This window comes from Microbacterium sp. LWH11-1.2 (assembly GCF_038397745.1).
GTDB lineage: Bacteria > Actinomycetota > Actinomycetes > Actinomycetales > Microbacteriaceae > Microbacterium.
The window spans coordinates 567,874-585,757 of the sequence record NZ_CP151636.1; the positions used below are offsets into that span (position 1 = coordinate 567,874).

The 17,884-nt window shown below is 69.2% G+C and carries 20 protein-coding genes; 5 read left to right on the forward strand and 15 right to left on the reverse strand.

Translation table 11 applies throughout. The annotated features are described in order from the left end of the window. Positions 1-11: 11 nt before the first annotated feature. The 9 genes from MRBLWH11_RS02600 to MRBLWH11_RS02640 all read right to left on the reverse strand — a co-directional run bounded on the left by MRBLWH11_RS02600 (position 12) and on the right by MRBLWH11_RS02640 (position 10,119). Positions 12-521: a flavin reductase family protein gene (locus tag MRBLWH11_RS02600; protein ID WP_116635980.1), complete on the reverse strand. Its 510-nt coding sequence runs from the start codon at positions 519-521 to the stop codon at positions 12-14. Beyond that, positions 518-1,882, reverse strand: coding sequence for an FAD-dependent oxidoreductase (locus MRBLWH11_RS02605; RefSeq protein WP_341946565.1), 1,365 nt, complete (start codon positions 1,880-1,882; stop codon positions 518-520). The genes MRBLWH11_RS02600 and MRBLWH11_RS02605 overlap by 4 nt, the downstream gene beginning before the upstream one ends. Continuing rightward, a complete protein-coding gene (gene fdxA / locus MRBLWH11_RS02610; RefSeq protein ID WP_341946566.1) occupies positions 1,879-2,205 on the reverse strand; it encodes a ferredoxin in 327 nt (108 codons plus the stop codon). Before fdxA ends, MRBLWH11_RS02605 begins: the two co-directional genes overlap by 4 nt. Positions 2,206-2,276: 71 nt before the next feature. Beyond that, on the reverse strand, positions 2,277-4,523 hold the full coding sequence (locus MRBLWH11_RS02615; protein WP_341946567.1) for a glycoside hydrolase family 3 N-terminal domain-containing protein: 2,247 nt from the start codon (positions 4,521-4,523) through the stop codon (positions 2,277-2,279). Then, complete coding sequence (locus MRBLWH11_RS02620) at positions 4,523-5,626, reverse strand: ABC transporter permease (RefSeq protein ID WP_207769975.1); 1,104 nt, start codon at positions 5,624-5,626, stop codon at positions 4,523-4,525. The genes MRBLWH11_RS02615 and MRBLWH11_RS02620 overlap by 1 nt, the downstream gene beginning before the upstream one ends. Before the next feature lies 1 nt (position 5,627). Then, positions 5,628-6,716, reverse strand: coding sequence for an ABC transporter permease (locus MRBLWH11_RS02625; protein ID WP_341946568.1), 1,089 nt, complete (start codon positions 6,714-6,716; stop codon positions 5,628-5,630). After that, complete coding sequence (locus tag MRBLWH11_RS02630; RefSeq protein WP_116635985.1) at positions 6,713-7,519, reverse strand: ATP-binding cassette domain-containing protein; 807 nt, start codon at positions 7,517-7,519, stop codon at positions 6,713-6,715. The genes MRBLWH11_RS02625 and MRBLWH11_RS02630 overlap by 4 nt, the downstream gene beginning before the upstream one ends. Beyond that, positions 7,516-8,340, reverse strand: a complete 825-nt coding sequence (locus MRBLWH11_RS02635; RefSeq protein ID WP_341946569.1) for an ABC transporter ATP-binding protein — start codon at positions 8,338-8,340, stop codon at positions 7,516-7,518. Before MRBLWH11_RS02635 ends, MRBLWH11_RS02630 begins: the two co-directional genes overlap by 4 nt. Positions 8,341-8,454: 114 nt before the next feature. Further along, a complete protein-coding gene (locus MRBLWH11_RS02640) occupies positions 8,455-10,119 on the reverse strand; it encodes an ABC transporter substrate-binding protein (RefSeq protein WP_116635987.1) in 1,665 nt (554 codons plus the stop codon). A 126-nt stretch (positions 10,120-10,245) separates the two neighbouring features. Here MRBLWH11_RS02640 and MRBLWH11_RS02645 point away from each other — a divergent pair, with 126 nt between their 5' ends. Continuing rightward, entirely contained in the window at positions 10,246-10,887 is a 642-nt protein-coding gene (locus MRBLWH11_RS02645) for a TetR/AcrR family transcriptional regulator (RefSeq protein WP_341946570.1), read from the forward strand. A 58-nt stretch (positions 10,888-10,945) separates the two neighbouring features. On the opposite strand, the gene MRBLWH11_RS02650 is transcribed toward MRBLWH11_RS02645, so the two are convergent. Both MRBLWH11_RS02650 and MRBLWH11_RS02655 read right to left on the reverse strand, forming a co-directional pair. Further along, positions 10,946-11,419, reverse strand: coding sequence for an SRPBCC family protein (locus MRBLWH11_RS02650; protein ID WP_341946571.1), 474 nt, complete (start codon positions 11,417-11,419; stop codon positions 10,946-10,948). Then, positions 11,409-11,738: a metalloregulator ArsR/SmtB family transcription factor gene (locus tag MRBLWH11_RS02655; protein ID WP_341946572.1), complete on the reverse strand. Its 330-nt coding sequence runs from the start codon at positions 11,736-11,738 to the stop codon at positions 11,409-11,411. Before MRBLWH11_RS02655 ends, MRBLWH11_RS02650 begins: the two co-directional genes overlap by 11 nt. Positions 11,739-11,825: 87 nt before the next feature. On the opposite strand from MRBLWH11_RS02655, the gene MRBLWH11_RS02660 reads away from it, so the two are divergent. Continuing rightward, positions 11,826-13,040, forward strand: coding sequence for an amidohydrolase (locus tag MRBLWH11_RS02660; protein WP_341946573.1), 1,215 nt, complete (start codon positions 11,826-11,828; stop codon positions 13,038-13,040). Positions 13,041-13,046: 6 nt separating this feature from the next. Next, a complete protein-coding gene (locus MRBLWH11_RS02665) occupies positions 13,047-14,027 on the forward strand; it encodes a carbohydrate kinase family protein (protein ID WP_341946574.1) in 981 nt (326 codons plus the stop codon). A 12-nt stretch (positions 14,028-14,039) separates the two neighbouring features. On the opposite strand, the gene MRBLWH11_RS02670 is transcribed toward MRBLWH11_RS02665, so the two are convergent. Next, positions 14,040-14,306, reverse strand: a complete 267-nt coding sequence (locus MRBLWH11_RS02670) for a hypothetical protein (protein ID WP_341946575.1) — start codon at positions 14,304-14,306, stop codon at positions 14,040-14,042. A gap of 50 nt (positions 14,307-14,356) precedes the next feature. Beyond that, the gene (locus tag MRBLWH11_RS02675) at positions 14,357-14,935 is read right to left on the reverse strand and encodes a TetR/AcrR family transcriptional regulator (protein ID WP_341946576.1); all 579 of its coding nucleotides are present in this window, start codon (positions 14,933-14,935) and stop codon (positions 14,357-14,359) included. Positions 14,936-14,997: 62 nt separating this feature from the next. Here MRBLWH11_RS02675 and MRBLWH11_RS02680 point away from each other — a divergent pair, with 62 nt between their 5' ends. Next, the gene (locus MRBLWH11_RS02680) at positions 14,998-15,777 is read left to right on the forward strand and encodes an SDR family oxidoreductase (RefSeq protein ID WP_341946577.1); all 780 of its coding nucleotides are present in this window, start codon (positions 14,998-15,000) and stop codon (positions 15,775-15,777) included. Between the two features lie 22 nt (positions 15,778-15,799). Here MRBLWH11_RS02680 and moaA read toward each other — a convergent pair whose 3' ends face one another. Then, on the reverse strand, positions 15,800-16,882 hold the full coding sequence (gene moaA / locus MRBLWH11_RS02685; protein WP_341946578.1) for a GTP 3',8-cyclase MoaA: 1,083 nt from the start codon (positions 16,880-16,882) through the stop codon (positions 15,800-15,802). 103 nt (positions 16,883-16,985) lie between these two features. Continuing rightward, positions 16,986-17,450, reverse strand: coding sequence for a MarR family transcriptional regulator (locus tag MRBLWH11_RS02690; RefSeq protein ID WP_341946579.1), 465 nt, complete (start codon positions 17,448-17,450; stop codon positions 16,986-16,988). 59 nt (positions 17,451-17,509) lie between these two features. Here MRBLWH11_RS02690 and MRBLWH11_RS02695 point away from each other — a divergent pair, with 59 nt between their 5' ends. Further along, complete coding sequence (locus tag MRBLWH11_RS02695) at positions 17,510-17,878, forward strand: VOC family protein (RefSeq protein ID WP_116635996.1); 369 nt, start codon at positions 17,510-17,512, stop codon at positions 17,876-17,878. Positions 17,879-17,884 lie beyond the last annotated feature (6 nt).

A 17,884-nucleotide genomic window follows, 5' to 3' on the forward strand; every position in this document is an offset into this window, starting at 1 on the left:
ATGTCTTCCTTTCAGAGGTGGGTGTCGTGCGGCAGCGGATGGAAGCGGCGGTCGAGGTAGACGAGCGGCCGCCCGGCGGTTCCGGGAAGCACCTCGAGCACCTCGGCGATGACCACGGTCGACGAGCCGACCGGGACGGTCTGGATGGGGCGGCAGCGCAGCGCGACGCGGGCTCCGGCGAGGTGCGGCTCACCGGTCGGGAGCGTCGCCCATCCCTGCTCCGTCGTGAAGCGCTCGGAGCCGCTGACCGCGAACGTCTGCGCGAGAGCGGAGTGCTCGTCGTCGATGAGGTGCACGACGAAGGAGTCGGCTGCGAGGATCGCGCCGGCGGAGCCGGTCGCCCGGGTCACCGAGAAGACGATCGCGGCGGGGTCGACGGCCACCGAGGCGACGCTCGACGCCGTGAGCCCGACCGGCCCCGCCGGGGTGCTCGCCGTGATGATCGCCACACCCGCGGGATGTGTGCGGAAGGCCGCCTTGAGCCCGTCGCCGACCGGCGTGGGCACGGGTGCCGTGCTCATCGAGCGACCTCCATCCGCTGCCCCTGCCCGGCGTGCGCGAGCATCTCCGAGCGATCGACGATCTTGGTGCGCTCGCGTCCTCGTTCGGCTCCGGCACCGCGCTCCGCGGCGTCGATCCGCAGCCAGCCGTCGAGATCGACGGCGCGCGCGAGGTGAGCGATCGGGTCGTCGTCGCGGTCCTCGCGTGCGACGTCGGCGACCGCGAGATCGTCCACGAGGTGGGAGACCGTCTGCGCGGCATCCGATTTGGTCGAGCCGATGAGACCGACCGGACCCCGCTTGATCCAGCCGGTGGCGTAGAGCCGCGGAACGGGTGACCCGTCGACATCCACGACGCGGCCCTCGACATGCGGCACGACGCCCGGATCTGCGGCGAACGGCACCCCGGGAACCGGCGACGACCGATATCCCACAGCACGGTAGACGGCCCCGACGTCGTAGCGCAGCAGCTTCCCGGTGCCGACCAAGCGGCCCAGCTCGTCGGATGCCGTGCGCTCCATCTCGATCCCGGTGACCCGGTCGCTGCCGAGCAGCCGGACCGGACGCTGCCGCAGATGCAGGTGGATGCGGCGTGAGCCGGTGCGGCTCGCGGGATCGAGCGCGGCCCACTCGGTCAGGGTGCGCACGATGATGCGACGCTGCGTGAACTGCGCCATCATCCGCTCGGCGTGCGCGTCGAGCGCGAGCTCATCGGGGTCGACGATCACATCGACGTCCTCCTGATCGGCGAGCTCGCGCAGCTCCATCGCGGAGAAGCGCACGTCGGCGGGACCGCGTCGGGCGAAGAGGTGGACGTCGCGCAACGGGCTCGCAGCGAGCCCGTCGAGCACCGCGTCCGGGGTATCGGTGCGCATCAGCGCCGATGCGGGCTTGGCGAGGATCCTCGTCACATCGAGCGCGACATTGCCGGCGCCGAGCACGGCGACCGACTCGGCCGTGAGCGGCCAGGTGCGTGTCGTGTCCGGGTGCCCGTCGTACCAGGCGACGAACTCCGCGGCACCGAACGATCCCGGCAGGTCGATGCCGGGGATGTCGAGGGCGACGTCGAGGTCGGCGCCCGTCGCGATGATCACACCGTCGTAGGCTGCGCGGAGTGCGTCGACGGTGACGTCGACACCGATCTCGACGTTGCACCGCAGCCGGATCCGGGGGTTCACGAGCACGTCGTGCAGCGCATCGGTGATCCTGCGGATGCGCGGGTGGTCGGGGGCGACGCCGTACCGGACCAGGCCGTACGGTGCGGGGAGCTTCTCGAAGAGGTCGATCGAGGCGTGCGGCACGCGCCCGAGCAGGATGTCGGCGGCGTAGATGCCCGCGGGTCCCGCCCCGACGATGGCGATGCGCGGTTCGGTGATGGTCATGCGTGCGCCTCCTGGGGTGGGAGGACGGCGACGACGGGGTGGTCGAACGACAGCATCCCCGTCTTGGCGGCGCCTCCCGGCGATCCGATCTCGTCGAAGAACTCGACGTTGGCCTTGTAGTAGTCCTGCCATTCGCCGGGCAGGTCGTCCTCGTAGTAGATCGCCTCGACCGGGCACACCGGCTCGCAGGCACCGCAGTCGACGCACTCGTCCGGATGGATGTACAGCGAACGTTCACCCTCGTAGATGCAGTCGACGGGGCACTCGTCGATGCAGGCCTTGTCCTTCACATCGACGCACGGCAGGGCGATGACATAGGTCATCGGGTGGTCTTCGTCCGGGTCACAGTGCCACCGTAAAACCTCAACTGCACTTGAGGTCAAATCGGCGCGACTCAGGCCACCTCGAACCCGGCGGTCAGCAGCACCTCGTCCCGCGACGACGGTCCCACCAGCAGCTCGAACGCCCCCGGCTCGACGACGCGGATGCCGGCGGCATCCACGATCGTGCAGTCGGCGACCGGCAGCTCCAGCCGCACCCGCACCGACTCGCCCGGCTCGATGTCGACCTGGCGGTAGGTCTTGAGCTCCTTGTCGGTCCAGCTCACGCTGGTCACGGCATCCCGCACGTACACCTGCACGGTCTCGCGCACCGGACGCTCCCCCGTGTTCGTCACGGTGATGTGCCCGACGATCGTGTCGTCCACCGCCAGCGCTGGCGACTCGAGCGCGAGGTCGGAGTACTCGACCGTCGTGTACGACCGCCCTTCCCCGAACGCCCACGCGGGCGACTGGGTGAGGTCGGCGTAGCGGTCGCCGTGCTGGCCGCGGATCTGGTTGTAGTAGGTCGGCTGCTGGCCCACATGCCGCGCGAACGAGATCGGCAGGCGTCCCGAGGGCTCGACGGCTCCGGAGATGATCTCGGCGAGCGCGCGCCCGCCCTGCATCCCCGGGTTCGCCGCCCAGATCACGGCGGCCGCCTGCTGCACGGATGCCGGCAGCACGAGCGGCTTCGACGCGAGAAGCACCACGACCACGGGCTTGCCCGTCGCGATCACCGCGTCGAGCAGGGCGTTCTGCCCGCCGATGAGCTCGAGCGTCGCGGTCGATCGCCCTTCGCCGACGAGCTCGATGCGGTCGCCCACGACGGCGACGACCACATCGGACGCGGATGCCGCCGCGACGGCCTCAGCGATCAGAGCCTCATCCGGCGCGCACGGCTTCACCACCGGCGGTCGCGGCTGGTGGTCCGGGAAGAACGCGCCCTGCGGGTCCTCCTCCAGGGTGAGGATGTCGGCGCCGCGGGCGTAGGAGACGTTCCAGCCGTCGATGCCCTCCAGTCCGTCGCGGACGGTCGCGATCATGTCGCGCGGCTGCCCGTCGAGCCAGCCGGCCTGTCCCGACCCTCCCGCCCAGTCGCCGAGCTGCGTCTGCGCGTCGTCGGCGAGCGGGCCGACGACCGCGACCCGGAGCGAAGCGGTGGCGTCGAGCGGCAGCACGCCGTCGTTCTCGAGCAGCACGATCGAGCGGCGGGCCGTCTCGAGATTCAGCTCCGCGTGCGCAGCGCTGCCGACGACGGCATCCAGTTCCGCTCCCGGGAGCCGCGGGTCCTCGAAGAGCCCCAGCTCGAACTTCAGCGTGAGGATCCGCGCGGCCGCGGCGTCGAAGGCGTCCTCCGCGAGAAGCCCCTGCGCCACGGCATCCAGAGCACCCTCGAAGAATCCGGGTGTCGTCATGATCATGTCGTTCCCGGCCCGCACCGCCGCCGCGGCGGCGTGCGCGATGTCGGGCTGGATGCGCTGCTCCCAGACCATCCGCCCGACGTTGTCCCAGTCGGTGATGAGCGTCCCGGTGTAGCCCCACTCGCCGCGCAGCACATCGCTGAGCAGCCACTCGTTGGTCGTGATCGGCACCCCGTCCATGGTCTGGTACCCGAGCATGAACGACCGGCAGCCCTCACGGGCGACCCGCTCGAACGGCGGGAGGAACCAGGACCGGAGCTTCCGTCGGGAGATGTCCGCCTCGCTCGCGTCCCGCCCGCCCTGCGTCTCGGAGTAGCCGGCGAAGTGCTTGGCCGTCGCGAGGATCGCGGTGGGATCGTCGAGACCGTCGCCCTGATAGCCGCGCACCATGGCACTGGCGAGCTCGCCGATGAGGAACGGGTCCTCGCCGAAGGTCTCGCTCACCCGCCCCCAGCGCAGATCGCGCGAGATGCAGAGCACCGGCGAGAACGTCCAGTGGATGCCGGTGACGGCGACCTCCTCCGCCGTGGCGCGGGCGACGCGCTCGAGCAGACCGGCATCCCACGACGCCGCCATGCCGAGCTGCGTGGGATAGATCGTCGCACCGGGCCAGAACGAGTGGCCGTGGATGCAGTCCTCGGCGACGAGCAGCGGGATCCGCAAGCGGGTCTCGGCGGTCAGCTCGTTCGCCCGCAGGATGCGCTCCGGCGAGGTGTGCAGGATGGACCCTGCCCGTCGGCGCAGGATGTGGTCGTCGAGATCGTCGCGTGCGTCGAGCTGCAGCATCTGCCCGATCTTCTCCTCCAGCGTCATCCGGTCGAGGAGATCGGCGACGCGCTCGGGGATCGGCAGTGCGGGGTCGCGGTACGGGAGGGTGGTCGTCAGCGTGGGAGAGGTCATCACTTCGTGTTCTGTGTCTTCGTCATGTTCGTCGTGTTCGGAGACGACGCGGTCTTCGGGGAGGTCGGGATGCTGCGCACGGCGGTGACCGCGTCGTTCACGTTCAGGCCCTTCTTCTTCATGGCCCTGGCCCGCTCGCCGGCCGAGCGCAGGCGCGGGTTGACGTACTCGTCGATCCCGAAGTTGATGAGCGAGAGCGCGACGCCGATGATGGCGATGCAGAGACCTGCGGGAACGTACCACCACCACAGCCGGGGGAACGCGCCGTTCTGCTGGGCCCAGAACAGGATCGTGCCCCAGTTCAGGTTGCTCACCGGGATCACGCCGATGAAGGCGAGCGTGGTGAGGCCCAGGATCGCAGCGGTCACGGTTCCGACGAAGCTCGACGCGATGAGCGCCATGAGGTTCGGCAGCATCTCGACGGTGATGATGCGGCGCAGGGGCTCGCCGTTCGCGCGCGCCGCCTGGATGAAGTCGCGATTGCGCAGCGACATCGTCTGCGCGCGCAGCACTCTCGCGCCCCACGCCCATCCGGTCAGGCCGAGGACGGCGGCGATCACGATCAGCGGCGGGTTCTCGAACTGCGACGCGATGATGATGATCAGCGGGATGCCGGGGATCACCAGGAACACGTTGGTCAGCGCCGAGAGAGACTCGCTCTTCCAGCCGCGCACGTAGCCGGAGATGACCCCGATCGTGATCGCGATGACCGTGGCGATGGCGGCGGAGAGGAAGCCGACGACGATCACGCCGCGGGTGCCGAAGATGATCTGGCTGAGCACGTCCTCGCCCATGTGGGTGGTGCCGAGCCAGTGCTCGAACGACGGCGGCTGCCGCAGCGCCGAGCGGTCCTTCTCGGTCGCGCCGTAGGGGGCGATCCAGTCGGCGAGGATCGCGACGAGGACGAACACGCCGAGGATGATGAGCCCGGCGATCGACTTGCGGTTGCGGAACATCGCGAACGCCTGCGCGAGCTGCGAGCGGAAGGTGCGCTGCTCCGGAGGGACGGATGCCGGCGCACGCAGGGTCGCTGTCTCCGGCATCCCCGAGACGACCGGCGATCCGTCAGGGGCGGTGGTTCCGGCGGTGGTGGGAACGGTCATCTCAGGCCTCCGTCTGACGAGTGCGCGGGTCGAGGTAGGCGTACACGACATCGGCGAGGATGTTCGCGACGAGCACCGAGAGCGTGATCACGAGGAACACGCCCTGCATGAGCGCATAGTCCTTGGCGTTGGTGGCGTCGAGCAGCAGCTTGCCGACACCGGGGTAGCTGAAGACCATCTCCATCACGATCGTGCCACCGACGATGAAGCCGATCGAGAGGGCGAAGCTCTGGATCTGCGGCAGCACGGCGTTGCGGGCGGCGTAGGCCCACAGCACGCGGCGGTTCGGCATGCCCTTCGCCTGCGCGACGGTGATGTAGTCCTCGTCGAGCACGGTCAGCATCATGTTGCGCATGCCGAGCATCCATCCGCCCAGCGAGGCGATGATGATGGTCAGCGCCGGGAGGGTTCCGTGCATGATCACCTGGCCGATGAAGTCGAGGCTCCACTCCGGCGACTGCCCCTTGTCGTAGGCGTGCGAGGAGGGGAACCACTTCAGCGTCGAGGAGAAGATCGCGATCGCGATGAGGCCGAGCCAGAAGTACGGGATGGTGTTGAAGAACGTGGTGATGGGGATCAGCGCGTCGAGCCTGCTGCCGCGCCGCCAGCCGACGATGGCACCGCCGATCGTGCCGATCGCGAACGAGATGATCGTGGCGAGTCCGACCAGGCCGAGCGTCCACGGCAGCGCCGCCGACAGCACCTCGCCGACCGGGCGCAGACCGTGCAGGGTCGAGATGCCCAGATCGCCGCGGAACAGCATGCCCCAGTACTCGAGGTACTGCTGCCAGATCGACTTGTCGGTGTCGATGCCGAGCAGGATGCGGAGCGAGTCGGCGGCCTCCGGGCTCACGTTGCGGTTGCGCGCGAGGTACGAGCTCACCGCGTCGCCCTTCATGAAGCGCGGCAGGAAGAAGTTGATCGTGAGCGCCGCCCAGAGGGTGAAGAGGTAGAAGACGGCGCGCCCGGCGAAGAACCGCCAGGGCACCGGTCGGCGGGTGCGCTCGGCGGTCGTCGCCGTCGTGCCGACCTCGAGGGCGTCCTTCGCGACGAGATCGTCGTCGTCGAGCTGGGGGAATGCCGTGCTCACAGTGCACCTCCGGTCGATGCGGCCGAGGCGAAGTGCTTCTCCGGGTCGGGGGATGCCGCGCGCAGCTCGCGGGTGTACGGATTCTGGGGGTTGAGGATGACGTCGTCGGCGGTGCCGTACTCCACGACCCGCCCCTGGTTGAGCACCATGATCTCGTCGCTGAAGTGCCGGGCGGTGGCGAGATCGTGGGTGATGTAGAGCACGCCGAGCCCCTCCTCGCGCTGCAGGTCGGCGAGCAGGGTCAGCACGCCGAGACGGATGGAGACGTCGAGCATCGACACCGGCTCGTCGGCGACGAGAAGCGACGGGCGCGAGGCGAGCGCGCGGGCGATGGCGACGCGCTGGCGCTGGCCGCCGGAGAGCTCGTGCGGGCGGCGGTCGATCACGGCATCCGCATCGAGGCGCACCCGGGCGAGCAGACGACGGACCTCGGCGTCGGTGTCCTTCTTCGGCACGACGGCGTCGAGTCTGATGGGCCGCTCGAGGTGATAGCGGATCGAGTGGTACGGGTTGAGCGAGGCGAAGGGATCCTGGAAGACCATGCGCAGCTGCTGCCGGTAGCGCCGCAATCCCCTGCCACGACGCGGGATCGGCTGCCCGTCGAGCAGCACCTCGCCGCTGGTGGGCGTCTCGAGCTGCGTGAGGATCTTCGCGATGGTCGACTTGCCGCTGCCGGACTGGCCGACGAGGCCGATCGTCCGCCCCGAGGTCAGCGTGAAGCTGACGTCGTCGAGCGCCTTGATGCGTCCGGCACCGCGGACGTTGTAGCTCTTCGTGACGCCGCGGAACTCGAGCGTGGTCATCGGACCAGCACCCCTCTCTCCCCGGTCAGCCGGGGGAACGACGACAGCAGGGTCCTCGTGTACTCGTGCTGCGGTCGCAGCCAGATCTCCTCGGCGCTCGCGAGCTCGATGATGCGCCCCTCGCGCATGATCGCGATCCGGTCGCTGATCTCGAGGAGCAGGGGAAGGTCGTGGGTGATGAAGATCACCGAGAAGCCGAACTCATGACGCAGCTGGGAGATCTGCTTGATGATCTCGCGCTGCACCAGCACATCGAGCGCGGTGGTCGGCTCGTCCATCACCATGAGCTGGGGCCGCAGCGCGAGGGCCATGGCGATCATCACGCGCTGGCGCATGCCGCCGGAGAGCTCGTGCGGGAACGACCTCATGCGCTGTCGTCCGACCTTCACGATCTCGAGCAGCTCCTCGGCCTCGGCCCGGCGCTGGCGGCGGTTCATCCCCGGGCGATGGATCTCGAAGACGTCCTCGAGCTGGGAGCCGATCGTGTCGACCGGGTTGAGGGCGTTCATCGCCCCCTGGAACACCATCGAGACCTTGTCCCAGCGAAAGCGCTGCATCGCGTCGGCGCCGAGGGCGTTGATGTCGACGTCGTCGCCGGAGACATCGTGGAAGATGACGTCTCCGCCGGTGATGACGGCCGGCGCGCGTAGCAGGCGCTGCACGCCGTACGCGAGCGTGGTCTTGCCGCATCCGCTCTCGCCGGCGAGTCCGAGGATCTCGCCGCGCTGCAGTTCGAGGGTGACATCGGTCACCGCCTCGACCGGAGGATCGACGTCGTACACGACCGAGAAGTCGCGCACGGAGAGGAGGGGGTCTGACATGGGTGTGTGTCCTTCATCGATCAGAGGGGGAGGCGCCGACCCTTCGACAGGCTCAGGGACCCATTGCTGGGTGGCTGAGCCTGTCGAAGCCGCCGACGCTCCCCGTCGGATGCGTTACTCGGCGGGCTTCAGCTTCGTGAGGATCTGCACGATGTTCTGCTGCGTCGGGTCGGCCGACGCGTACGGGTCCTCCTCCGACGGCCAGCCCACGTAGTTCCGCGTGTTGAACTCGCCGAGCAGCGGGTGCGCACCCAGCGGGATCGCCGGAACCTGCTCGACGAAGATCTTCTGCATGGTGTCGAGGGCCGCCGTGCGCTCCTCATCGGATGCCGCGTTCGCGTAGGTGTTCAGCGCCTCCGTCGCGGCCGGGTCCTCGAAGCGTCCGAAGTTGAAGCCGGCGATGCCGTCGGGCGAGATCCAGCGCGGGTCCATCGTCGAGGTGTACAGACCGTAGGCGGTGCCGCTGTCCTCGAGCCAGTGGATGATCGCCGAGAACGAGCCGTCGTCGCGCGGGCCCTGCCAGCCGCCCCAGTCGGGCATGTCGATCTTCACCTCGGCGCCGATGGACTCGGAGACGTCTTCGGCGATCAGCTCCTGCGCGGTGTTCCAGTCGCTCCATCCGGAGGGAACCGAGAGCGTGAACGAGACGGGCGTGCCGTCGGGATCGATGAGCGCGTCGCCGCTCCACGTGTAGCCGGCTGCTTCGAGCACGCCGCGGGCCTTCTCGGCATCCACCGAGTAGTCCTTGCCCTGGAACTCGGGCTGGATCTCGTCCTCGAGGATCGAGGAGAGTCCGGTGACCGACCAGACCGGCTCGCTCGCACCCTCGCGGGCGATGTCGACGTAGGCGTCGCGGTCGATCACCCAGGCGAGGGCCTGACGGAACGCGGGGTCGTCGAACGGCTTCTGGTGCAGGTTCATGAAGAGCGTCGCGGATCCGGTCGTCGGCGCGGCCCAGAACTTGTTGTGCTCGGGGTCGGCGGAGAGGAACTGCTCCTCGATCTGCGGGATGAACGCCTGCGCCCAGTCCGCTTCGCCCTGGGCGAGCGCGGTGGTCAGCGCGGTGTTGTCGCCGTACGAGACGTAGTGCAGCTCGGGCACGGCCAGGTCGCCGCCCCAGTAGTCGTCGCGCGCCTCGAGGGTGACCGACTCGGTCGACCAGTTCGACAGCGCGTACGGGCCGGTGCCGACCAGGTCGTCGCCCTTGACGGGGTTCGTTGCCGGATCGTCGAGGTTCTCCCAGATGTGCTTGGGGACGATCGGCACGTGCAGCACGCGGGCCTGGTTGACGAACTTCGACTGGCCGAAGGTCAGGGTGACGGCGTCGCCCTCGACCGTCGCACCCTCGAACTGCAGGCCGGCGGTGTCGAGCGCCGGGGTCGAGACGAGCTCGTACGTGAAGACGATGTCGTCGGCGGTGAACGGCTCGCCATCGCTCCAGGTGACGTCCTTGCGCGGGACCACGGTGACCGCGGTGTAGTCGTCGTTCCATTCGATGCTCTCGGCCAGCCACGGGGTGACCTCGCGGTCGCCGGTCTGGTTGACGAGGCCGAGCGTCTCGAAGATGACCTTGCCGTAGCCGTACTTCGAGGCGGACGAGTCGCCGACGAACGGGTTGTTCGACTCGGTGGTGATCGCGCCGTCGGGCTTCGCGATGGTGAGGGAGGCCGAATCGCCGGAGCCGGCGTCGTCGTTTCCGCCGGCGGAGCAGCCCGCGAGGGCTGAGATTCCGAGGGCGGTGATCGCCGTGACGGCGATCAGGGATTTCCTGAGCTTCATTGCTTCTCCTTGGGCACGGTCGTTGTGCTGCGTGGGGGACATTCACTTACTGGCGAGAAAGTAAGTGATTGCGAGGTTACCCACTGGTAAGTTCATTGGCAAGTACGAGTCGGAGAGGAGCACCGCGTGGCAGACGAGAAGTCGCGAGTGCGTCCGTCGACCCTCGCGAAGCGTGAGCAGATCCTCACCGCAGCGGTCGAGATCTTCGGCAACAAGGGGTCGACGAACGGCACGCTGGCGGACGTGGCCGAGCAGGTCGGCCTCACCCACGCCGGCGTGCTCCACCACTTCGGCTCCAAGCAGAAGCTGCTGCTCGAGGTGCTCTCCTACCGTGACCAGGCGGATGTGGCGGCACTCGAGAAGAAGCACATCCCCGGCGGGCCCGAGCTCTTCCTGCACCTCGTGCGCACGGCCTTCGCCAACGAGAAGCGCCCGGGCATCGTGCAGGCGTACACCGTGCTCTCCTCCGAGTCCGTCACCGACGACCACCCCGGGCGGGAGTACTTCGAGGAGCGGTACACGACGCTGCGCCGCGAGGTGACGGCGGCGTTCCACGAGCTCTGCGCCCAGGAGGGCGTGGACGACCCGCAGAGCATCGCCGCAGCATCCGCCGGCATCCTGGCCGTCATGGACGGGCTGCAGCTGCAGTGGCTCCTGCACCCCGGCGTCATCGAACTCGGAGAGGCGAGCGAGTTCGCGATCCGCGCGATCGTGAACGGCGTCCTGCATCCGGGACCGGAGCTGGGGACCTACGCCCGCGAGGCGTGACACGTCCGCCCGCTCGACGCCTCAATCCCGGCGAGCAGGCGCGGCCGCGGTCCGGACGTTACGCGAGTTCGGCTCGATAGTGGGCGATCTTGGCTTCGTCGACTCCCGACCGTTCCGCGCCCGCCTCGCCGTCGAGCAGGGCCCGCAGATCCTCGAGACACGTGTCCCAGCCGGCCGCCGTCCGCGGCACAGAGTCGGGGTCGACGATGGTGTTGCTCAGGCGCAGGATGCACCCGTCACCATCGGCTTCGACCGTCCAGCGCAGATGTTCGCCGGACCATTCGTAGGCGAGCGCATGCGGGGGATCGAACTCGCTCACGTGAGAGATCTCGGGAGCTTCGCCATCGAAGATGAAGGAGATGACGCCGCCTTCGCGCGGCTCGATCTCCACTCGACAGGGGAACCAGCGACTCGCCTCCTCCGAATCGATGAGCGATCTCCAGACGCGCTCGACCGAATGCGGCAGGTGCCGGGTGAGCAGCAGCACCGGCCGTCTCGGGTCGGTGCGGTCGACACTCGCTTCAGTGACCATGGTCGGTCCTTTCCGGGGTCTCATCCAGGTGGCGAGCGAGGGATTCGATCGCATCGGTCCACTTGCGCCGATACGGCGCCAGCCACTCTTCGATCGGCGCAAGCGCGCTCGGTTCGATCCGATACCGACGGGCCTTGCCCTCCGGGATGCCGTAGACGAGGTTTCCCTGCCGGAGGACACCCAGATGCTTCGAGACGTTCGACTGCGAGAGCCCGGTCGCCTCGACGATGTCCCCCACGAGCAATCCGTCAGTCGCGGAGAGTTCGTCGAGGATGCGTCGCCGAGAGGGTTCGGCGACGAGGGCGAAGACATCGGTCATCACGATAGTATGACCCTTCATTCATATGACTGTCAAGTGATATGAATAGCGGATCCGTCGGCAGCACCCAGGGATAGGCTCGGGGCCATGACGATCGACCTCGAAGCGCTCTACATCGACCTGCACCAGCACCCCGAGCTCTCGTTCCAGGAGACGCGCACCGCCGGCATCGCCGCCGCCCACCTGCGCGATCTGGGTCTCGAGGTCGAAGAGGGCGTCGGAGTCACCGGAGTCGTCGGAATCCTTCAGAACGGTGACGGCCCGGTCGTGTGGGTGCGGGCGGACATGGATGCGCTGCCCGTCGAGGAGCAGACCGGGCGGGCATACGCGAGCACGGCGAAGGGCGTCGATCCCTCGGGCAACACCGTCCCGGTCATGCACGCGTGCGGGCACGACATGCACGTGACCGCGATGATCGGCGCGGTCGAGAAGCTGGTCGCCGAGCGGGCCGACTGGTCGGGCACGCTCGTGGTGCTGATCCAGCCGGCCGAGGAGTACGGCGCCGGCGCGCGGGCGATGCTCGACGACGGCCTCCTCGACCGCTACCCGAAGCCCGACATCGTGCTCGGACAGCACGTCACCCCGCTGCCCGCCGGGATCATCGGCGTGCGCAGCGGTACACAGATGGCGGCATCCGACGGTCTCACCGTGGTCCTGCACGGCCGGGGCGGGCACGGCTCGCGCCCGCACTCCACGATCGATCCGGTGGTCATGGCCGCCGCGACCGTCATGCGACTGCAGACCATCGCCTCCCGCGAGATCGACCCGCAGGGCGTGGGCGTCGTGACGGTCGGCTCGATCCACGCCGGCCTGAAGAACAACATCATCCCGGCCGAGGCGACGCTCGAGCTGAGCCTGCGCTACCCGAACGAGCAGGCCCGCGAGAAGGTGCTCGCGAGCGTCGAGCGCATCGTGCGCGCCGAGGCCCTCGCCTCCGGCGCGGAGCGCGAGCCCGAGATCCGCACGCTGCACACCCTGCCTGCCACCATCAACGACGACGATGCCACGGCGCGCGTGACCGCGGCCCTGCAGCGCGCACTGGGCGAGGAATCCGTCATCGATCCCGGCATGTTCACCGGCAGCGAGGACGTCTCGTGGTTCGCGCGGGACGCCGGTGTGCCGCTGGTCTTCTGGTTCTGGGGCGGCGTCGACCCCGCGCGCTTCGCCGAGGCCGTCGAGGCCGGCCGACTGGACAAGGACATCCCGACCAACCACTCGCCGTTCTTCGCCCCGGAGATCCACCCGACCATCGAGGTCGGCGTGACCGCGCTGTCGTCGGCGGCCCGCGAATTCCTCGGCTAGCCGCACGTGACCGGGCACGAACCGAGAGGCCGTCTGCTCGTCGTCGGCGAGCTCTGCGTCGACCTGATCATCGAGGTGGATGACGAGATCCGCTTCGGGCAGCACGAGCAGATCGTTCCCCGCACGACGTTGACGATGGGCAGCTCGTCGGCGATCACGGCGTGCGGAGCCGCCGCCCTCGGCGTCGACACCCGACTGATCAGCGTGCGCGGTGACGACACGTTCGGGCGCTTCCTCGACACCGAGCTGCGCGAGCGCCGGGTCGACACCGCCGGCGTTCGCGTCGACGCCGCGCTCCCCACCGGCGCATCCACGCATCTCACGCGGCCGAACGGCGATCGCGCCATCCTCACATCGATGGGCTCGATCGGCACCGTCCGGGCCGCCGACGTCACGGCCGACGACCTCGCCTCCGCCGCGCACCTGCATGTGGGCAGCTACTTCCTCCAGCACGACCTGCACGCCGAGGCACCCGCGCTCTTCCGCGCCGCTCGGGCGGCCGGGGTGACCACGTCACTCGACGGCAACTTCGACCCGGACGAGCGGTGGGGCTCCGGCATCCTCGACCTGATGCCGCACGTCGATGTCTTCTTCGGGAACGAGGAGGAATTGACCGGCATCACCCGAGCGGACGACATCGACGCGGCGATCGCCCAGCTCCTCGCGGCCATGCCGGAGAGCGCGGTCGTCGTCGCGAAGCTCGGTGCCGACGGCGCGGTCGCCGCCTGGCGCTCGGCCGAGGACATCGAGCGGATTCGCGCGAGCGTTCCGCCGCTCGACTCCGACCTCGTGGACACCGTCGGCGCAGGCGACACGCTCGCGGCCGGCTTCCTCACCGCCCGCCTGCTCGACATGCCGGTCGACGACGCGATCGCGTTCGCCGTCGCCTGCGGAACGGCGTCCACGCGGGGCCCCGGCGGGGTCGGCGCGCAGCCGGATCGCGTGACGGCCTTCGCGCTTGCGGCGCAGACCGCCGTCGTCCGCTGAGACAGGTGGTCGTCAGAGGTGGCGGACGGTGATCGCCTCGCGTCCGTAGGTCTGCCGCGCGGTGCGCATGCAGCGTGAGCAGAGGATCTCGACGCGCCGCGGATGCCCCTCTCCGCAGATGCAGTCGATCGTGACCCGCCACTTGGCCTTGCGCCCGCACGCCTGGTAGGCCTCCTCGCCCCCGTGGTCGCATTCGCAGAGCTGACGTCCTCGGTCCATGCCGGGGAGTTCGCCGACGTCGACGACGCCCTCGGTCTCGACACCCGCGGAACTCACCACCAGGTGATGCTCCCAGGAGTCCCCCGTCGACCGCAAGAGCACTCGACGCCTCAGCGGGTCAGATACTCCAGGTGGAGTGCGAGCGAGGCCTCGAGCGTGTCGGTCTCGCCCGTGGATCGCAGGACCTGCACCCCTCCCTGGATGCCGGCGATGACGGATGCCGCGACCCGCGCGGCATCCGCGTCGGCCCGCGCCTCTCCGGCCCCCTGCATCGCGCGGATGCCGCGGGCGAGGCGCTCCCGCCAGTCGAGGAGCAGCGTGGAGATGACCTCGGCGGCACCGGGAGTCGACGCCTGGTCCATCAGCGCGGCAAGTGGGCAGTTGGCTCCCAGCGCGCGATAGCGGGAGACGACCGCCGTGCTCCACTGCTCCCAGCCGCTCCGGCTGGTGAGGTCGTCGAGCTGCGGCTGCTGATCGTCGATCACCCGATCGGCCTCGCGCCGGATGGCGGCGAGCAGCAGCTCCTCCTTGCCCGCGGGGAAATAGTGGAACAACTGCCCCTTGCTGGTCCCGGTCACCGCCCGGATGTCATCGAGGGTGATCTCGCCGGGGGCGTCGCTGCGCAGGTAGGCACCGGTCGCCTCCAGGATGCGCTCTCGAGTGGCACGGCCTTTCGCGGTGAGGGTCATGCTCCCATCCTGCCCGCTTTCTGGACTCGCGAGTCCAGAATCTTCGGCGTACCGTCACCGGCATGACAGACAGACTGCAGAACAAGACCGCTCTCGTCACGGGCTCGACGAGCAACATCGGACGCGCCATCGCGACCGCGTTGGCCGCAGAGGGCGCCCACGTCATCGTCTCGGGGCGCGACGCCGATCGCGGTGCCGAAGTCGTCCAGGAGATCCGCGACACCGGCGGGCGAGCCGACTTCGTGCGCGCCGATCTCACCGGGGATCCGGCGGCCAGCGCCTCCCTCGCCACCGAGACGCTCGCGCTCACCGGCGGTCGTCTCGACATCCTCGTCAACAACGCCGGCGTCTACCCGCGGCACTCCACGGAGGATGCCGGCGACGACCTGTTCGACCTGATCTACGGTGTGAACGTGAAGGCGCCGTTCCATCTGGTGCAGGCTCTCGTCGCGCCGCTCACGAAGAGCCACGGCGTCATCCTCAACCTCGGTTCCTGGGTCGCGCGGCTCGCGGTGCCGTCGAGCCCGCTCTATTCGTCGTCGAAGGCGGCGATGGAGGCGCTGACGCGGGCCTGGTCGTCGGAGCTCGGGCCCCGTGGCATCCGAGTGGTGGGCGTCTCCCCCGGCGTGATCCGGCCGCTCGGCTCCGATCCGGATGCTCCGCACAGCGCCGACACGATGATGGCCGATGCTCCCGCGGGCCGCGCGGGCGAGGCGTCCGACATCGCCGCGGCAGCCGTCTACCTCGTCTCGGACGAATCGGTGTTCGTGCACGGCACGACGCTCGATGTCGACGGCGGACGTGCGAACGTCGCGATGTCGGCGGAGCGAGACGCGGCCTGACACCGACGGTCCCTCGGTCGGATCAGCCGCCGATGGCGTTCATGCCGCGCGCCGGCTGCAGGAACGAGGGGTCGTCGATCGCGTGGCCGGGCAGCTTGCCGTGCACGCACGAGCGCAGCATCCCGGCGATCGCGTCGGCCCGCTGACCGGGGACGGCCCCTTCGCCGCGCATCACGGCGGTGAGGTCGTACTCGGCGTTCGAGAACAGGCAGTTTCGCAGCTGGCCGTCGGCCGTCAGCCGCAGCCGGTCGCAGGCGCCGCAGAACGGCGCAGTCACCGAGGCGATCACGCCGACCTCGTGCGGACCGCCGTCGATGCGCCACTTCTCGGCCGGTGCCCCACCGCGTCCGGGGACGGGGTCGAGCTGCCACCGCTCACCGAGCCTCTCGAGGATCTCCTCACGCGTCACCATCGTGGAGCGATCCCAGGTGTGCCCGGCGTCCAGCGGCATCTGCTCGATGAAGCGCAGCTGCGCGCCGACCTCCATCGCGAACGCCACGAGATCGGTGAGCTCGTCGTCGTTCACGCCGCGCATCGCGACGGCGTTGAGCTTGAGAGGACGGAGTTCGGATGCCGCAGCGGCGGCGATGCCCTCGAACACGTCCTCGAGCCGGTCGCGACGGGTGAGGTCGGCGAAGCGCTGTCGGTCGACGGTGTCGATGCTGATGTTCAGACGCGTGAGGCCCGCGTCGATCAGGTCGGGGAGCTTCTTCGCGAGGCTGATGCCGTTCGTGGTCATCGCGACCTCGACCGGGCCGTCCTCTCCCTCGATGCGGGCGATCCGGCGCACGACGTCGACGATGTCGGCGCGCAGGAGCGGCTCGCCCCCGGTGAGCCGGAACGTGCGGATGCCGAGAGCGGCAGCCACCTCGGCCACTTCGACGATCTCGTCGGTGGAGAGGATGCTGGTGCGCGCGAGCCACTCGTTGCCCTGCTCGGGCATGCAGTAGGTGCAGCGCAGGGAGCAGCGGTCGGTCAGCGAGATGCGCAGATCGCGATGCACACGGCCGTGCGTGTCGACGAGCGCGCCGCTCGTCGGGGCGGTTCCCGGCGCCGTGATGACCTCGGGCGCGCGGACGCCGATGACGACGGGCACGGCCGTCATCGCTTCACCTCGCTCGTAGTCATCTTCCGAGACTAACCCGCGTCACGCCCTCGAGGGTAGGCGAGACCGCGACGACCGGCACATTGCCAGCGTCGCCGAGGGGTCAGGACGACGCCGTTTCGCCGGAGTCGCGCAGCGAGTGGATCATGCTGCGGAGGATCCTGCGCGCCTCCGCCTGTTCCCGCACGGACATCCCGCCCAGCATCCGGACCTCCACCGCTCGGACCGCAGAGCTCGCCGCCGCGAGCCGCTCCCGACCGACGGGCGTGAGCCGCGCGGGAAGCACCTTGCCCACGGGCGCCTCGGCGGGGCGCGTCACCGACCCGTCACGCTCCAGCGCCTGCAGCAGGACGTTCATCGACTGCCGGGTCACGAACGTGCCCCGTGCGAGTTCGGAACTCGAGAGCCCAGGGCGCTGCGCCAGCAGCTCGAGGCAGGCGTAATGGGTGACGGTCATGCCGAGCGGCCGCAGAACCGCCTCCATCTCGAAGCGCAGGGCGCTCGCGGCTTCCTTCAGCAGGTAGCCCAGGGAGGTCGCGAGGTCGACGCCCGCACGGTCTTGATTCATGTCAGTATTCTGACATAGACTGACGTGTCAGATAACTGACACAACGAAAGGATACGCTCATGCCCGTCACCGGCCCCGATTTCCTCTCTCTCCAGGCTCGCGATCTCGCCGCTTCTCAGGCGTTCTACGAGAAGTACCTCGGTCTCGTGCGCTCCCCCGCGGGGCCGCCGCACGCGGTCGTGTTCGAGACGACCCCGATCGCCTTCGCACTGCGCGACGTGGTCCCCGGCACGGATCTGTCGTCCGGCGAGCACCCCGGCATCGGCGCGGCGATCTGGCTGCACGCCACCGACGTCCAGACGATCCACGACGCCCTCGTCGCCGACGGGCACACCATCGCCTCGGCGCCGATCGACGGGCCGTTCGGCCGCACGTTCACGTTCGCCGACCCGGACGGCTACCGGATCACGCTGCACGACCGCGCGTAGCGCCCG

Bases quoted from the DNA above. Each gene is read 5' to 3' on its own strand.
- moaA (WP_341946578.1), bottom strand. From the start codon at position 16,882: ATGACGGCCGTGCCCGTCGTCATCGGCGTCCGCGCGCCCGAGGTCATC.
- MRBLWH11_RS02655 (WP_341946572.1), bottom strand. From the start codon at position 11,738: ATGACCGATGTCTTCGCCCTCGTCGCCGAACCCTCTCGGCGACGCATC.
- MRBLWH11_RS02605 (WP_341946565.1), bottom strand. From the start codon at position 1,882: ATGACCATCACCGAACCGCGCATCGCCATCGTCGGGGCGGGACCCGCG.
- MRBLWH11_RS02650 (WP_341946571.1), bottom strand. From the start codon at position 11,419: ATGGTCACTGAAGCGAGTGTCGACCGCACCGACCCGAGACGGCCGGTG.
- MRBLWH11_RS02680 (WP_341946577.1), top strand. From the start codon at position 14,998: ATGACAGACAGACTGCAGAACAAGACCGCTCTCGTCACGGGCTCGACG.
- MRBLWH11_RS02630 (WP_116635985.1), bottom strand. From the start codon at position 7,519: ATGACCACGCTCGAGTTCCGCGGCGTCACGAAGAGCTACAACGTCCGC.
- MRBLWH11_RS02695 (WP_116635996.1), top strand. From the start codon at position 17,510: ATGCCCGTCACCGGCCCCGATTTCCTCTCTCTCCAGGCTCGCGATCTC.
- MRBLWH11_RS02600 (WP_116635980.1), bottom strand. From the start codon at position 521: ATGAGCACGGCACCCGTGCCCACGCCGGTCGGCGACGGGCTCAAGGCG.
- MRBLWH11_RS02615 (WP_341946567.1), bottom strand. From the start codon at position 4,523: ATGACCTCTCCCACGCTGACGACCACCCTCCCGTACCGCGACCCCGCA.
- fdxA (WP_341946566.1), bottom strand. From the start codon at position 2,205: ATGACCTATGTCATCGCCCTGCCGTGCGTCGATGTGAAGGACAAGGCC.
- MRBLWH11_RS02640 (WP_116635987.1), bottom strand. From the start codon at position 10,119: ATGAAGCTCAGGAAATCCCTGATCGCCGTCACGGCGATCACCGCCCTC.
- MRBLWH11_RS02620 (WP_207769975.1), bottom strand. From the start codon at position 5,626: ATGACCGTTCCCACCACCGCCGGAACCACCGCCCCTGACGGATCGCCG.
- MRBLWH11_RS02690 (WP_341946579.1), bottom strand. From the start codon at position 17,450: ATGAATCAAGACCGTGCGGGCGTCGACCTCGCGACCTCCCTGGGCTAC.
- MRBLWH11_RS02660 (WP_341946573.1), top strand. From the start codon at position 11,826: ATGACGATCGACCTCGAAGCGCTCTACATCGACCTGCACCAGCACCCC.
- MRBLWH11_RS02635 (WP_341946569.1), bottom strand. From the start codon at position 8,340: ATGTCAGACCCCCTCCTCTCCGTGCGCGACTTCTCGGTCGTGTACGAC.
- MRBLWH11_RS02675 (WP_341946576.1), bottom strand. From the start codon at position 14,935: ATGACCCTCACCGCGAAAGGCCGTGCCACTCGAGAGCGCATCCTGGAG.